We start from the raw sequence: 14150 nt of genomic DNA, 5'->3' as shown, positions 1-14150 counted from the left end.
CCGCGCCTGATGTACCGTCAGATTCATGTCTTCCGCAGCCGCATGTCCTCCACGGCCTCTGTCGTGACCGGCCGACGCAAGGTGGCGATAGTCGGAGCCGCCCTCGCCGACTGCGGCCGGGTGGACGACATGACCCCGTACGCGCTGCACGCGCAGGCCGCGCGCCGGGCCCTGGCGGACGCGGGGCTGGAGCGCACGGCGATCGACGGCCTGGCCTCGGCCGGGCTGGGCACGCTGGCGCCGGTGGAAGTGGCGGAGTATCTGGGCCTGCGGCCGACCTGGGTGGACTCGACCTCGGTCGGCGGCTCGACGTGGGAGGTGATGGCGGCGCACGCGGCGGACGCGATCGCCGCCGGGCACGCGAACGTCGTCCTCCTCGTCTACGGCTCCACGGCCCGCGCGGACATCAAGGCGGGCCGCCGCACCGGCAACCTCTCCTTCGGGGCGCGCGGCCCCCTCCAGTTCGAGGTCCCGTACGGGCACACCCTGATCGCCAAGTACGCCATGGCCGCGCGCCGCCACATGCACGCATACGGCACCACCCTGGAACAGCTCGCCTCCGTGGCCGTACAGGCGAGGGCGAACGCGGCCGCGAACCCCGAGGCGATGTTCCGCACCCCGATCACGGTCGACGACGTACTCTCCTCCGCGCCGATCGCCGACCCGTTCACCAAGCTCCACTGCTGCCTGCGCTCCGACGGCGGCGCGGCGATCCTGCTGGCCGCCGAGGAGTACGTACGGGACTGCCGGCCCACGGTGCCGGTCTGGGTGCTCGGCACGGGTGAGTACGTCTCCCACACCACGATGTCCGAGTGGCCCGACTTCACGGTCTCCCCGGCCGCCGTCAGTGGCCGCCTGGCCTTCGAACGGGCCGGGGTCCGCCCCTCGGACATCGACTTCGCCGAGATCTACGACGCCTTCACCTACATGACCCTCGTCACCCTGGAGGACCTCGGCTTCTGCGCGAAGGGCGAGGGCGGCGCCTTCGTCGAGAAGAACCGCCTCACCCTCACCGGCGACCTCCCCGTCAACACCGACGGTGGCGGCCTCTCCGCCCAACACCCCGGCATGCGCGGCCTCTTCCTCCTCGTCGAAGCCGTCCGCCAACTACGCGGGGAGGCGGGCCCCGACCGCCAGATCCACACCCCCGACGGTCAACTGCCCCGCCTCGCGGTGGCCTCGGGGACGGGCGGATGGTTCTGCTCGTCGGGGACGGTGGTGCTGGGGCGGGGGTGAGCTCCACCGGGCCGGGACGAGCGGCGTCGGGCTGCCGGGACGGGGCGAAGGGATGACAATCGGCGTATGAGCGCCGACACACCGCCCCGACCCAAGACGCAGCCCCAGCCTCAGCCCGACACCCGCGCCCCCGCCCCCGCCCCCACCCCCGTCCCCGCCCCGTCGTCCGGATTCCTGGAGACGCTGCGGGCCCTGCGGGTGTGGGACCCGCAGGTCACGGCCTTGCCGTCGTTCGAACCGGGGACCGCGCCCGCCGAGCCGTCGGCGCTGTTCACCTCGTGGTTCGCGGAGGTGGTGGCGGCCGGGGAGGTGGAGCCGCACACGATGTCGCTGGCGACGGCGGACGGGGCGGGGATGCCGGATGTCCGTACGGTGATGCTGCACGACGTGGACGCGCGGGGCTGGCACTTCGCCTCGCACGCGGGCAGCCGGAAGGGGCGTCACCTCGCGGCCCGCCCGTACGCGGCGTTCGGCTTCTACTGGCCCCTGTTGGGCCGCCAGGTCCGGGTGCGGGGCCGGGTGACGGTCGCGCCCGCGGCGGTCGCCCACGCCGATCTGCACGCCCGCTCGACCGGCGCGCTGGCCGCCGCCCTCGTGGGCCACCAGAGCGAAGTCCTTTCCTCCCTTGAGGAGTTGGAGCGCGCGTCGCAGGCCGCGTGGGCGCGGGCCGAGCGGGAGCCGGACGTGGCCGTGCCCTCCTGGACAGCGTACGTCGTGGAGCCGGACGAGGTGGAGTTCTTCCAGGGGGACGCGCGGCGACGGCACCTGCGGCTCAACTACCGGCGGGAGGGCGGCGGTTGGGCCACCGAGCTGCTGTGGCCCTAGCTCCTGTTCAGGGGTCCCTCAGTGGTCGTTCTCCAGGTGCAGCTTGAGGAGGTCGATGCCGTAGTCGGCGCCGTTCGGGGTGCGGATGATGGTGTGGATGTGATCCTGGGAGGGGGTGCCGCCCATGCCACCGCCGCCGCCGTTGCCGCTGCTGTCCTTGTTGCCGTAGGCGATCGGGGACTGGGCGTCGTACTCGATGAGGACGACCGGGCTGTGCACGCGGTAGTAGAAGGCGGAGCTGTCCTTGGTCTCGCCGATCCAGTAGAAGTAGGTGTCGTCGAGGTGCTCCTCGACCTCCTTCATCTTCACGTCGGCGTGCGCGTCGGCACGGGGACTGGCTCGGGTGCCGGGCACAGGGGCGACCCCGGGAGCCCGGCACAGGGGGCTGGCTCGGGAGCCCTGCGCAGGAGCTGGCTCGGGGCCGGGCACAGGGGACTGGCTCGGGTGCCGGGCACAGGGGCAACCCCGGGAGCCCGGCACAGGGGGCTGGCTCGGGAGCCCTCCGCAGGAGCTGGCTCGGGGCCGGGCACAGGGGACTGGCTCGGGAGCCCTGCGCAGGGGCAACCCCGGGAGCCCGGCACAGGGGACTGGCTCGGGAGCCCTGCGCAGGGGCTGGCTCGAGGGCCCGGCACGGGGACTGGTTATCGGCTGCCCGGCGCAGGGGCGACGCGGGGAGCCCGGCACATAGGCGACCCCGGGACTCCGGCACTGGGGCTGGCTCGAGGGCCCGGCGCAGGGGCTGGCTCCGGACCCCGGCACAGGGCCCGGCGCAGGGCCCGCCTCAGGCCGTCTTCTCCCACACGGACACATGGCTGGTGCTGTCGCTCGTGAACGGCTCCCCGTTCCACCCCGCCCACCGGTCCCGCAGCCGCATCCCGGCCAGCCGGGCCATCAGGTCCAGTTCGGCCGGCCAGACGTACCGGAACGGGATGGACCGGTGCACCTTCCGCCCGTCGACGTCCCACACGTGGTGCGACCGCATCCCCTGCGTCGCCACGTCGTACTCGTCGAACCCGAGCCGCGTCGGCCCGACATGGAACGGCACCACGTTCTGCCCCGGCGGCAGCCTGCGCAGGTCCGGTACTCCGACCTCGATCACGAAACAGCCGCCGGTCACGAGGTGCGCGGCGGCGTTGCAAAAGCAGTCCACCTGGGCGTCCTGCGTGGTCAGGTTGTTGATCGTGTTGAAGACGAGGTAGGCGACGGTGAAGTCGTCGCCGTCCACCCGGGTCGTGGCGAAGTCCCCGATGCCGACCCCGATATCCGCGCCGCCCGGCTTGGCGCGCAGCCGCTCCACCATGGCCCGCGACATGTCGATGCCGTGCACCGGCACTCCCCGGCGGGCGAGCGGCAGGGCGATACGTCCGGTGCCGATCCCGAATTCCAGGGCGCCGGAACCGCCGCCGTGCTCCGCCGCGAGCCCGGCGATCAGCTCCACGACCGGCTCGACGGCCTCCGGGGCGAACATGTCGGAGGAGGGGTCGTCGTACTGAGCGGCGACCTCTTCGCCGAAGTAGCCGTCGGGATCCTCGGGTTCGACGTACCGCTCTCCGGCGTCGGGGCTTCCCTCACTACACACTTCAGGCATGGGCGGGACCGTACCGACCCCCGCCATCCGCCGCACCCGGTTTTGGACGGTCACACGAGTCCGGTCGGCTCCACGAGTCCGGTCGGCTCCACGGGCCCGGTCGGCTCCACGGGCCCGGTCGGCTCCACGGGCCCGGTCGGCTCCACGGGCCCGGTCGGCTCCAGGAGCCCGGTCGGCTCCACGGGCCCGGTCGGCTCCACGGGCCCGGTCGGCTCCAGGAGCCCGGTCGGCTCCGGATCCGTGGCCAGCCTGGCGTGCAGATGGGCGTCGCGGAAGGCATCGTGCCGTCCCTCCGCGAACACCGCCCCACGCAGGACGCCCTCGCAGGGGAACCCGCACAGTTCAGCGACGCGGCAGGAGGCGTCGTGGCCGAGGGCGTGGTCGAGTTCGATGCGGTGGAGGCCGAACTCGGTGAAGGCCCAGCGGGCGGCGAGGCCGAGCGAACGGGTGGCGACCCGGCGGCCCCGAGCCGCGGGCAGCACCCAGTAGCCGACCGTGGCCCGCCGCGCGAACGTGTCGATCCCGCTGAACCCGACCTGCCCGAGCGTCGCCCCGCTCTCCGCGTCCACGACCCGGAAGGTCACCGTGGTCCCCGCCGCGTCGGACTCGGCCCGCTTGCGCAGCGACGCCCGGGCACCGTCGAGCGAGTAGTCGTCCATCGTCAACAGCGTGTTCCACCGCCGCAGCTCCGGATCATTACGCCCCTCGGACCACGCCTCGACATCCGCGACGGACCCGGCGTCCCAGGAACACAGCCGCAGACCGTACCCGTCCACGGAGGACCCCCCGTCAGCGCGTTCAATGGCCACCGCCCCATTCAAGCCCGTACGGCGTCCTCCCGCGCCCGAAATACCGGCACCCTGAACTCCCCCGCCTCCCGAAACACCACCTCAAGCCCCATCCCCACCCGCAACTCGCCCTCCCGGCACCCCAAAACCTCGCTCATCATCCGCGGCCCCTCGACCAGATCGACGACCGCGGCGACGTACGGCGTCCGCTCCCCGAAGGGCGGCAGGTCGTTGCGGTGGACGACGGACCAGGTGTAGAGCGTGGCGTGCCCGGCGGCCTCCTCCCACCGCACGTCCTCGCTCCAGCAGTACGGGCAGAACTCCCGCGGATAGTGATGAGCGCGCCCACACGCGGCCACCCCGCACCGCCGCAGCAGCAACCGCCCCTCGGCGGCCGCGTCCCAGTACGTACGGGTGAAGGCGTCGACTTCGGGCAGATCGAACCGCACGGCGGCGCCCCCAGTCGCCCCCTCCGGTCCCCCCAGCCCCATCAGAACAACCCCAGCGCACTGTCGACCGACCACGACTGCCACGCCATGCCGAACAGCCCCACCACCGAGATGAGCGCCATCATCGAGTTCTGCCCCTGCTCGGCCCAGTCATGGATCATCAGCACGAGATAGAGGATGTTGAGCAACAGCCCGCCGATCAGCGCGATCGGCGTGAGGAAGCCGAGGATGAGCCCGAGTCCGAGGGCGAGTTCGGCGTAGACGACGACGTAAGCCATGGTCTTCGGCCGAGGCTTGACGACCACATCGAACCCACTCCGCACCGCCCCCCACCGATGCTTGGCCGCCACCCCGGCCGCCCACGCGATCCCGGCCCCCTCGAACCAGCTCTTCTTGTCCTTGTGCCGCCAACTCTCCAGCCACCACAGCCCGAGCCCGATACGGAGAACGGCCAGCCATTCGGCACCGGTGAGCCAGATCGTGTCCATGGACGACGCCCTTCCGCAGCCGCACAGGTTTCTGACGGTACGTCAGTTCAGCTGATGGGGAGTGGATGCGCAAGACACGCGGACCGGCCGGCGAAACCTAGGGCACGAACCCGGTCGGCATGGCCCGCCCGTAGAGCTCGTCGAGACCGACCAACAGCACGCCGCCCCGCTCGGCCGCGGTTCGCAGCGAGTCGCTGAAGCCCGCGGCGCTGAAGAACGCCAGCCCACAGTGGGCGGCGTCCAACCCCCGTGCGGCAAGCGACTCGCGGGCCCGGCCGAGCCGCTCAAGATGACCGACTCCCATCACGGTGCCCCACTTCGCTTCCCCTAGGAGAGCGACCGAGGGCCGGCTTCCTCCGGAGCCCGGCTCGACGACAGCCACGTCGACCTGCGCCTGCCGACGTTCCCTCGGGTCGGTCACCACTCCGCTGCCGGCCGCCCCCACAGACGTGCCGAGCAACGACCGTCCCGGCCCCATCACGCACTCAGGACAGACCGCCTTTGGCCGCGAGCCCCAGGATCGCCGCACCCCGGAACGGGGTGTTGGCCGGGGGCGGTGGAGACCTCGGCCAGACCTTCCGCCATCACCGCGGACGCCACCACCTCCCCACATATCGAGCGGCCTACGCCACAGATCCCACCCACACCCCCTACACCCGTGATCAATCCGCAACCAATTCCGGGCTTGACCGAGACCCATCAAGTGAGGGCGTGCATACGCTCAGGCACATGGCCGACCCCACAGACCCCGCAGACGCCGCATACGCCGCAGACCCCTCTGACGCGTCTGACGCCTCAGCCCCCGCGTCCAGAGATTCCACGACCGCGGCATCCGACCGCTCCGAGCGCTCCGACCGCCCCGTATACGTGATCGGCGGCGGCCCCGGCGGGCTGGCAGTGGCGTACGCGCTGCGGGCTCAGGGGGTGCGGGCCGTGGTGCTGGAGAAGTCGGACGGGGTCGGGGCGTCCTGGCGGCGGCACTACGACCGGCTGCGTCTGCACACGACCCGGCGGCTGTCGGGCCTGCCGGGGCTGGCCATGCCGCGCCGCTTCGGGCGGTGGGTGGCGCGGGACAACGTGGTGCGGTATCTGGAGAAGTACGCCGAGGTGCACCGGCTGGAGATCGTGACCGGCGTCGAGGTGTCCCGCGTCGAGCGGAGCGCCGACTGCACCGGTTGGCTGCTGCACGCCACCGGCGGCCGCGAACTGACCGGCAGCGCGGTCGTCGTCGCCACCGGCTACAACCACACGCCCCACGTGCCCGACTGGCCCGGCCGGGACACCTACACGGGCGACCTGCTGCACGCCTCCGCGTACCGCAACCCCAAGCCCTACGCCGGCCGTGACGTCCTGGTCGTCGGCATCGGCAACACCGGCGCCGAGATCGCCGTCGACCTCGTCGAGGGCGGAGCGGGGCGTGTACGGCTCGCGGTGCGGACGGCCCCGCACATCGTGCGCCGCTCGACGGCCGGCTGGGCGGCCCAGTACACGGCGGTCCTCGTACGGCGGCTGCCGGTCGCCCTCGTGGACCGGCTCGCCAAGCCGGTGGCGAAGCTCAGCGTGCCGGACCTGTCGGCGCACGGCCTGCCCAGGCCCGACACCGGCCTCTACTCCCGCGTGAACGAGGGCTCCATCCCGGTGCAGGACGTCGGGCTCATCGACGCCGTGCGCAAGGGGGACGTGGAGGTCGTCGGCGCGGTCGAGAGGTTCGAGGACGGCAAGGTCGTCCTCGGGGACGGCAGCCGGATCGACGCCGACGCCCTGATCGCCGCCACCGGCTACCGCCGCGCCCTGGAGGGGCTCGTCGGGCACCTCGACGTCCTGGACGAGCGCGGGAAACCGCTCGTGCACGGCGCCCGCACCCCCGAGAACGCCCCCGGCCTCTACTTCACCGGCTTCACCAACCCCATCAGCGGCATGTTCCGCGAACTCGCCCGCGACGCCGAGAAGATCGCCAGAACGATCGCGAAGACGGGCGGCGTCGCCACGCGCGACGCGGTCACCGTGGAGGGCCGCGCCGCGCGCTGAGCGAACAAGGAGTCCCGCAGTGCCACCCACCCGCACCCATTGTGTGCTCATGACCAGGTGAGTCCGAGTCAGAACCGATGGTCGGCGCGCCTATTCCATCGCGTCCGAACGCTCAGCCAGTCCACGCAACTCGGGTGATGCCGAACGCCCTGCCATGAGCATGAGCTCACGGATCGCGTCACGAGCCGCGACATGGCTCCGGACCATGTCGGGCGCGATCGTCTCGGCCCTCAGCAGGTGCGCGAGCGCGTCTCCGAACTGCCGACGCTGCACATGGGCCCGGCCGAGGTCCATCAGCAGCCTGGCCTGCCGTTCTGCGGACAGCCCGGTCGCGTCCAAGCCCTCGGCGATGTCGAGTGCCTCTCCGGCGTCCCCGAGGTCGACCGCGGTGGCAACCGCCTGAACCTCTACGTTCGTGGGGCCGAACTCCAGATTGAAGTCATTGCGCTCGGCTCCGATGCGGGCAGCCACCGCCCGTGCCTTTTCGATCTGTTCGCGAGCGACCGCACGTTCACTGGCACGCGCATGTACCAGTGCGAGGACAAGGTGTAGCGAACCGACGACCGAGAGCTCCTCAGGAGGGGCCGATTCTGCTTCGGCATGCCTGGCGAGGGTGTTGAGCGCTGTGGCGGCCGCGTGTTCGGCCTGGTCCAGGCGTTGGAGTCGTACGAAAGCGTGAACCAGCCGGAAGACTCCGACGAAGACCCCGAGGCGGTCACCGGCGAGTTCGGCCGAACGGATCGCCCGGTCCGCCGCCAACCACGCGGCGTCCGCCTCGTTCTGCCGGACGAAGGCCGCCGCCAGCGCCTGATAGGCGCGGGCCAACAGCCGGTACATCTCGGGCCGGACATCGTCGGGGGCTGTCCGGGCAGCCCGTTCCAGCCGTGGCAGCAACGCACCCAAAGTCCTGCTCAGGTCGGCGAATCGGTCGCCATGGGTGAGATCCCAGACCCGTTCCACCTCCTCGCGCAGTTCGGCGACCGCCCCGGTCCGGAAATCCTCCCGGGGCTCAAGAACGACGTCGAGTGCCGGGTGCCCCGAGATCACCAGCCGTGCCTGGTCCAGATCGTTCGGCGCGGCGTCATCCGCGACTCCGGCTCCTGAGCCGACCACTTCGGGAGCCTCTGGCTGGAGAACGTGCAGGGGGACGCCGAGGCCATCGGCGAGCAGCCGTAGCACATCCAGGCGGTTCACCGGCTGGATGCCTCGCTCAACCTGCGACACCCAACTCGCCGTCCGCCCGATCGCCGCGGCCAGCTCGCTCTGGGTGAAGTCACGCTGTCTTCGCAGTTCGGCCACGCGTACGCCGAAGGCCCGACGCCCCTCCGAGGTCACGGCTGTCCCGCCACCTTCCCGGCCACCGTATCGAGGAACGTCACCTCGACGCCTGCCAGGTACTGCTCTCGCTCGGCGAGGAACCGCTTGGTGTGCGGATGCGCCTCGTGCGCCTCGAACGCGCCGCGATCCTCGTACAGCTCATAGAAGACACGAACCAGCGGCTGGTCGTCGGGGACGTGAGTGACATACACCAGCGTGCCCGGCTCCTGCGCCTTGATCCCCTGCAAGGTCTCAACGCACAGCCGATCAAAGGCAGATGCCGCAGCCTCGTCACGCATCACGAAACGGACCACCAGCCCGAAACCCTCGCTCATGAACACTCCCTCCAGTCCCGCCGAGTCTGGCAGGAGCGAGAGTCCACTGCGAGTCGCAGTTTCTCTTTACTCGCAGATTTTCTGCGAGTAGGCTGTGATCGCACCGCTACGAACCGTGATCTGTCTGTAAGCACGAGTTCCGGGACCAGCGCACCAGGTTCTTTTGGCTCCGACAGTCGTTCGACCGCCGGGCCGGTGGAGGGTTGGTGCACAGGCGCAGCCAGCGAGAAGAGGCCGTCAGGGGCCAGGGTGAACGGTCGGCCACCGGTTCGACGGTGGTACCAAATCCCGTCCGTACCGCGGTGCCCATTCACGTGCTTACAGACAGGGGTACAGATCCCGCTCATCCGGTACCTCGAACTGAGCAAGACGGCAACCACCGACGATGCCGCACCCCCATGGTTCGTCGAGGCAGTGAGCCAGGCGTGGGGCCTCCGTCTCCCCGAACACCCGACCGCGCCCACCTCATCGACTGGGCCTGGCCGACCCGTGGCGCGGCGTGGATCGACCCCGCCGTTCTCATCCTGCGACTCATGGAAGCCGGGCACACCTCGCGGGCCGCGGACGAGTGGGCCTGCGAACACATCCCGTCGTGGGCAGTCGCTCCCCGCATCTCGGTCGCGTCCTTCTCCGTGGCGAACGCCCGCACCTGGGACGAGATCGCCCGCAACTCCCCCCAACCCTGGAAGAAGAACATGGCTCGATGCGCCAACGACTGGGTCACATACTGGCGCGTCTGAGTCGGCTTCCGGCTGGGCGCCTTTCGGCTCGCCCCCTCGGCCCGCTCCTGGGGGCGCCGACTGCAGGGTCCGACCGTGTGCCGCTCACGAGTCGCCTCTCGGGGCTGGGCCGTCCCGCCCGCAGGCGTAGACGGATGGAGTCGTATACGTCTGACCGCCGCCCCACGCGGGTACAACTTCCTTACTGCCGCGTAACTTTGCTCGCACACCCATTCCTGACGCAGCGTCAATTCAGTAATCTGGAATCTGACGTAGCGTCAGATATGTGACTGCGTCAGACCACGTCAGATCACGTCAGGGAATTGGCTGTCACACAGGAGCGGGCGGACCGATGCTTGGATCAACCCACGGCACTCTCACCACCGACTCCCGCCGGGCCCGCGCCATCGCCTGCGGCGAGCACCCCTTGCAGGTCGTGCACGGCCGGCCCGCCGAGGCCGGCGATCTGGACGTCAGCGGGCGCCCGCTGTACGCCGCCGTGCCCGATCTGGACCGCTTCTTCCGCCCCGAGTCGGTGGCCGTCGTCGGCGCCTCGGACACGGAGGGCCGGCCCAACACCGGGATCACCCGGCAGTTGCTCGCCTGGTCCGAACGGGTCGGCGCCCGGCTGCACCCCGTGCACCCCACCCGCCGATCGGTCTTCGGCATCCCCTGCTTCCCTTCCGTCGCCGATCTGCCCGAGCAGGTCGATCTGGCCGTACTGCTCCTCTCCGACCCCCTCCCCGTGATCGACGAACTGGCCGAGGCCAAGGTGAAGTTCGCCGTCGCCTTCGCCTCCGGCTTCGCCGAGACCGGCGCGGAGGGCGCCGCCGCGCAGGAGCGGCTGGCCGCCGCCGTGGCCCGCTCCGGCGGTCTGCGGCTGCTCGGCCCGAACACCAACCTCAACGCCTTCGAGCGCTTCCGCGACGATCTCGACGGCCCCGCCATCGCGCTGATCACCCAGTCCGGCCACCAGGGCCGCCCCGTCTTCTCGCTCCAGGAACTCGGCATCCGCCTCTCCCACTGGGCCCCCACCGGCAACGAGGCCGACCTGGAGACCGCCGACTTCATCTCCTACTTCGCCGAGCGCCCCGAGGTGGGCGCCATCGCCGCCTACGTCGAGGGTCTCAAGGACGGCCGCGCCTTCCTCCTCGCCGCCGACCGGGCCGCCCGGCGCGGCGTGCCCGTCGTCGCCGTGAAGGTCGGCCGCACCGAGACCGGCGCCCGCACCGCCGCCACCCACACCGGCAAGCTGACCGGCGCGGACGCGGTGGTCGACGCGGCGATGCGGCAGTACGGCGTGATCCGGGTCGACGGGCTCGACGAACTCCAGGACACCGCCACCCTGCTGGCCCGGGCCCGCCGGCCGCAAACCCCGGGATCAGCCGATCCGAGGCCCGACGGCGTCGTCGTCTATTCGATCTCGGGCGGCACGGGCGCGCACTTCGCGGACCTGGCCACGGAGGCCGGACTGCCCCTCCCCACCCTCACGGAGGCCAAGCAGGCCGAGCTGCACCAGTGGATCCCCGACTACCTGAACGTGGCCAACCCCGTCGACAACGGCGGCCACCCGGTGGGCGACTGGCGCGGCCCCCGCATCCTCGACGCGATCCTCGACGACCCGGCGGTCGGGGTGCTGATCTGTCCCATCACCGGCCCCTTCCCGCCCATGAGCGACAAGCTCGCCCAGGACCTGGTGGCCGCGGCGGAGCGGACGGACAAGCTGGTGTGCGTGGTGTGGGGGTCGCCGGTGGGCACCGAGGCCGCGTACCGCGAGACCCTCCTCGGGTCGTCCGAAGTGGCGACCTTCCGCACCTTCGCCAACTGCATCACGGCCGTCCGCGCCCACCTCGACCACACGCGCTTCACCGCCGCGTACCGCTCCCCCTTCGACGAGGCGCCGCGCTCCCCCTCGCCCTCCTTCCGCAAGGCGCGGGCCCTGATGCGGCCGGGGCAGCAGCTGAGCGAGCACGCGGCCAAGCAACTGCTGCGCGCGTACGGGATACGCGTGCCGCGCGAGCAGTTGGTGACCAGCGCGGCGGCGGCCGTACGCGCGGCGAGCCTCGTCGGCTACCCGGTGGTGATGAAGGCGTCCGGCGCCCGCATCGCCCACAAGACGGAACTCGGCCTGGTGAAGGTCGGCCTGACCTCCGCGAGCCAGATCCGCGACGCCTATCGCGAGCTGACCGACATCGCCCGCTACGAGGACGTCTCCCTCGACGGCGTACTCGTCTGCCAGATGGTCGAGCGGGGCGTGGAGATGGTCGTCGGCGTCACCCACGACGACCTCTTCGGCCCCACGGTGACGGTCGGCCTCGGCGGCGTCCTCGTCGAGGTCCTCCGCGACTCCGCCGTACGCGTGCCCCCCTTCGGCGAGGACCAGGCCCGCGCCATGCTCACCGAACTGCGCGGGAGGGCCCTCCTCGACGGGGTGCGCGGGGCTCCCCCGGCCGACGTGGACGCCCTCGTGGAGGTCGTCCTCCGGGTGCAGCGCATGGCGCTCGAACTCGGGGACGAGATAGCGGAGCTGGACATCAACCCGCTGATGGTCCTGCCGAGGGGGCAGGGGGCGGTGGCACTGGACGCGCTCGCGGTATGCCGCTGAGCACCACCACGTACCCAGCACACCCAGGGCCCCCAGACCACTCAGGACGCCCAGACCGCTCAGGACGCTCAGGACGCCCAGGACGCCCAGGACGCCCAGGACGCCCAGGACGCCCATCACTCCACGTAACAACAGGAGCACCCACATGTCCGCTTCCCCCCTCGAACCTCCCGAAAAATCCCGTGACTCATTGATACTGCACGCCACTGACAACGCCGTCTCGTGGATCACCCTCAACCGCCCCGAGGCGATGAACGCCATCACCCCTGACCAGCGCGAACGCCTCATCCAGCTTCTCTCGGACGCGTCCGCCGACCCCGCCGTACGCGCGGTCGTGATCACCGCGACGGGCCGCGGCTTCTGCACGGGCGCGGACCTGCGGGGCGCGCCGGCCACCGCGGGGGACCGCGTGGCGGGCGACGTGGCCCGCATCATCCGCCTCGGCGCCCAACGCCTCGTCGCCGCCGTCCTCGACTGCGAGAAGCCGGTGATCGCGGCGGTGAACGGTACGGCCGCAGGCCTAGGCGCACACCTCGCCCTCGCCTGCGACCTCGTACTGGCCGCCGAGGAGGCCCGTTTCATCGAGGTGTTCGTACGCCGGGGCCTCGTCCCCGACGGCGGTGGCGCGTACCTTCTGCCCCGTCTCGTCGGCCCCCACCGGGCGAAGGAGCTGATGTTCTTCGGCGACGCCCTCCCCGCCGCCGACGCGGAACGCCTCGGCCTGGTCAACCGCGTCGTCCCCGCCCACGCCCTGGAGAAGACGGCCCGCGAATGGGCCGAACGCCTCGCCACCGGCCCCACCCGCGTCCTCGCCCTCACCAAACACCTCGTCAACACCTCCCTCGACACCGACCGCACCACCGCCTTCACCGCCGAGGCCGCCGCCCAGGAGATCAACATGACGACGGCGGACGCGCGCGAGGGCGTGGCGAGCTTCGTGGAACGACGGACACCGCGCTTCGAGGGCCGCTGAAGCCCTGGGCAACCCGGCACGGCACGGGACGGATACGGATACGGATACGGATACGGGAACGGGAACGGGAACGGGAACGGGAACGGGAACGGGAACGGGAACGGCACTTCACTTCTGACGGTCCGTCAGTTTCAATGGGTGGCGTGATGGGACACGCGGGAATGGCAGCCGCCGCAGTCCGCTATCTCAAGGCGGACAGAGCGCACCGGGGAATCGCGCAGCCGGCCGTAGAGGCCCTGCCCCGCCCCGACCTGCGCTGCGTCCGCGAGGACGAGCGCGCGCCGGCCGACCAGGCCGAATTCCGGCGCGTACTGGGCAACTTCGCGACGGGCGTCACGGTGATCACGGCCCCGGCGGCCCCCGGGGCCGACCCCGCCCAGCCTGCCAACCCCGCCAACCCCGCCGGCTTCGCCTGCCAGTCCTTCTCCTCCCTCTCCCTCGATCCGCCGCTTGTCGCGTTCATGGTCGGCCGTACGTCGACGACCTGGCCCCGTATCGCCCGCGCGGGCGCCTTCTGCGTGAACGTACTCAACGCCGACCAGGGCGAGTTGTGCCGTGGCTTCGCGGTGAGCGGCGCCGACAAGTTCGCGGGGGTGGCCCACGAGCCTGCCCCCGTCACCGGCTCACCCCGCCTCATCGGCGTCCACGCCTGGATCGACTGCACGATCCACGCCGTACACACCGGCGGGGACCACCTGATCGTGGTGGGCCGGGTGGAGGCGCTGGGCACGGGCGGCGAACCCGACGGAGAGGGCGCGCCACTGCTGTTCCACCGGGGCCGGTTCAGGGAGCTCAAGGC

Annotated in this window: 14 protein-coding genes and 1 pseudogene; 7 read left to right on the top strand and 8 right to left on the bottom strand. The window is 71.3% G+C overall.

Features of this window, described 5'->3' with window-relative positions:
• Window positions 1-42: 42 nt before the first annotated feature.
• Both I8N67_RS35305 and I8N67_RS35300 read left to right on the top strand, forming a co-directional pair.
• Complete coding sequence (locus I8N67_RS35305) at window positions 43-1236, top strand: thiolase C-terminal domain-containing protein (protein WP_200308390.1); 1194 nt, start codon at window positions 43-45, stop codon at window positions 1234-1236.
• A 66-nt stretch (window positions 1237-1302) separates the two neighbouring features.
• Complete coding sequence (locus tag I8N67_RS35300; RefSeq protein ID WP_200308375.1) at window positions 1303-2061, top strand: pyridoxine/pyridoxamine 5'-phosphate oxidase; 759 nt, start codon at window positions 1303-1305, stop codon at window positions 2059-2061.
• Between the two features lie 18 nt (window positions 2062-2079).
• On the opposite strand, the gene I8N67_RS44385 is transcribed toward I8N67_RS35300, so the two are convergent.
• The 6 genes and pseudogenes from I8N67_RS44385 to I8N67_RS35270 all read right to left on the bottom strand — a co-directional run bounded on the left by I8N67_RS44385 (window position 2080) and on the right by I8N67_RS35270 (window position 5834).
• Entirely contained in the window at window positions 2080-2415 is a 336-nt protein-coding gene (locus tag I8N67_RS44385; protein ID WP_307835461.1) for a DUF3500 domain-containing protein, read from the bottom strand.
• A 427-nt stretch (window positions 2416-2842) separates the two neighbouring features.
• Window positions 2843-3649: a class I SAM-dependent DNA methyltransferase gene (locus I8N67_RS35290; RefSeq protein ID WP_200308374.1), complete on the bottom strand. Its 807-nt coding sequence runs from the start codon at window positions 3647-3649 to the stop codon at window positions 2843-2845.
• Between the two features lie 218 nt (window positions 3650-3867).
• Window positions 3868-4470 (bottom strand): annotated as a pseudogene (locus I8N67_RS35285) (GNAT family N-acetyltransferase); the annotation flags it as partial.
• On the bottom strand, window positions 4467-4928 hold the full coding sequence (locus I8N67_RS35280; RefSeq protein ID WP_200308372.1) for a Zn-ribbon domain-containing OB-fold protein: 462 nt from the start codon (window positions 4926-4928) through the stop codon (window positions 4467-4469). The pseudogene I8N67_RS35285 and the gene I8N67_RS35280, both read right to left, overlap by 4 nt.
• Window positions 4928-5374, bottom strand: coding sequence for a DoxX family membrane protein (locus I8N67_RS35275; RefSeq protein ID WP_200308371.1), 447 nt, complete (start codon window positions 5372-5374; stop codon window positions 4928-4930). Before I8N67_RS35275 ends, I8N67_RS35280 begins: the two co-directional genes overlap by 1 nt.
• Before the next feature lie 97 nt (window positions 5375-5471).
• Window positions 5472-5834 (bottom strand): hypothetical protein, encoded by a 363-nt coding sequence (locus I8N67_RS35270; RefSeq protein ID WP_234046794.1) that lies wholly within the window; start codon window positions 5832-5834, stop codon window positions 5472-5474.
• A 269-nt stretch (window positions 5835-6103) separates the two neighbouring features.
• Between I8N67_RS35270 and I8N67_RS35265 the strand changes: the two genes are divergently transcribed.
• The gene (locus I8N67_RS35265; protein WP_200308370.1) at window positions 6104-7402 is read left to right on the top strand and encodes a flavin-containing monooxygenase; all 1299 of its coding nucleotides are present in this window, start codon (window positions 6104-6106) and stop codon (window positions 7400-7402) included.
• 90 nt (window positions 7403-7492) lie between these two features.
• Here I8N67_RS35265 and I8N67_RS35260 read toward each other — a convergent pair whose 3' ends face one another.
• A complete protein-coding gene (locus tag I8N67_RS35260; protein WP_200308369.1) occupies window positions 7493-8737 on the bottom strand; it encodes a helix-turn-helix domain-containing protein in 1245 nt (414 codons plus the stop codon).
• Window positions 8734-9054, bottom strand: a complete 321-nt coding sequence (locus tag I8N67_RS35255; RefSeq protein WP_200308368.1) for a putative quinol monooxygenase — start codon at window positions 9052-9054, stop codon at window positions 8734-8736. The genes I8N67_RS35260 and I8N67_RS35255 overlap by 4 nt, the downstream gene beginning before the upstream one ends.
• 425 nt (window positions 9055-9479) lie before the next feature.
• On the opposite strand from I8N67_RS35255, the gene I8N67_RS35250 reads away from it, so the two are divergent.
• The 4 genes from I8N67_RS35250 to I8N67_RS35235 all read left to right on the top strand — a co-directional run.
• Window positions 9480-9794 (top strand): hypothetical protein, encoded by a 315-nt coding sequence (locus I8N67_RS35250; protein WP_200308367.1) that lies wholly within the window; start codon window positions 9480-9482, stop codon window positions 9792-9794.
• A gap of 331 nt (window positions 9795-10125) precedes the next feature.
• On the top strand, window positions 10126-12378 hold the full coding sequence (locus I8N67_RS35245) for an acetate--CoA ligase family protein (RefSeq protein WP_200308366.1): 2253 nt from the start codon (window positions 10126-10128) through the stop codon (window positions 12376-12378).
• Between the two features lie 145 nt (window positions 12379-12523).
• Window positions 12524-13351, top strand: coding sequence for an enoyl-CoA hydratase/isomerase family protein (locus I8N67_RS35240; RefSeq protein ID WP_200308365.1), 828 nt, complete (start codon window positions 12524-12526; stop codon window positions 13349-13351).
• A gap of 161 nt (window positions 13352-13512) precedes the next feature.
• Window positions 13513-14150: flavin reductase family protein (locus I8N67_RS35235; RefSeq protein ID WP_234046793.1), on the top strand; the 638-nt coding region annotated here is incomplete at its 3' end.

This window comes from Streptomyces adelaidensis (genome assembly GCF_016598475.1).
GTDB lineage: Bacteria > Actinomycetota > Actinomycetes > Streptomycetales > Streptomycetaceae > Streptomyces > Streptomyces adelaidensis.
This window is presented reverse-complemented; position numbering and strand designations above follow the sequence as displayed.

Excerpts from the sequence above, each read along its gene's own strand:
- I8N67_RS35305 (WP_200308390.1), top strand. The coding sequence starts at position 43 with ATGTCCTCCACGGCCTCTGTCGTGACCGGCCGACGCAAGGTGGCGATA.
- I8N67_RS35300 (WP_200308375.1), top strand. The coding sequence starts at position 1,303 with ATGAGCGCCGACACACCGCCCCGACCCAAGACGCAGCCCCAGCCTCAG.
- I8N67_RS35290 (WP_200308374.1), bottom strand. The coding sequence starts at position 3,649 with ATGCCTGAAGTGTGTAGTGAGGGAAGCCCCGACGCCGGAGAGCGGTAC.
- I8N67_RS35280 (WP_200308372.1), bottom strand. The coding sequence starts at position 4,928 with ATGGGGCTGGGGGGACCGGAGGGGGCGACTGGGGGCGCCGCCGTGCGG.
- I8N67_RS35275 (WP_200308371.1), bottom strand. The coding sequence starts at position 5,374 with ATGGACACGATCTGGCTCACCGGTGCCGAATGGCTGGCCGTTCTCCGT.
- I8N67_RS35265 (WP_200308370.1), top strand. The coding sequence starts at position 6,104 with ATGGCCGACCCCACAGACCCCGCAGACGCCGCATACGCCGCAGACCCC.
- I8N67_RS35255 (WP_200308368.1), bottom strand. The coding sequence starts at position 9,054 with ATGAGCGAGGGTTTCGGGCTGGTGGTCCGTTTCGTGATGCGTGACGAG.
- I8N67_RS35245 (WP_200308366.1), top strand. The coding sequence starts at position 10,126 with ATGCTTGGATCAACCCACGGCACTCTCACCACCGACTCCCGCCGGGCC.
- I8N67_RS35240 (WP_200308365.1), top strand. The coding sequence starts at position 12,524 with ATGTCCGCTTCCCCCCTCGAACCTCCCGAAAAATCCCGTGACTCATTG.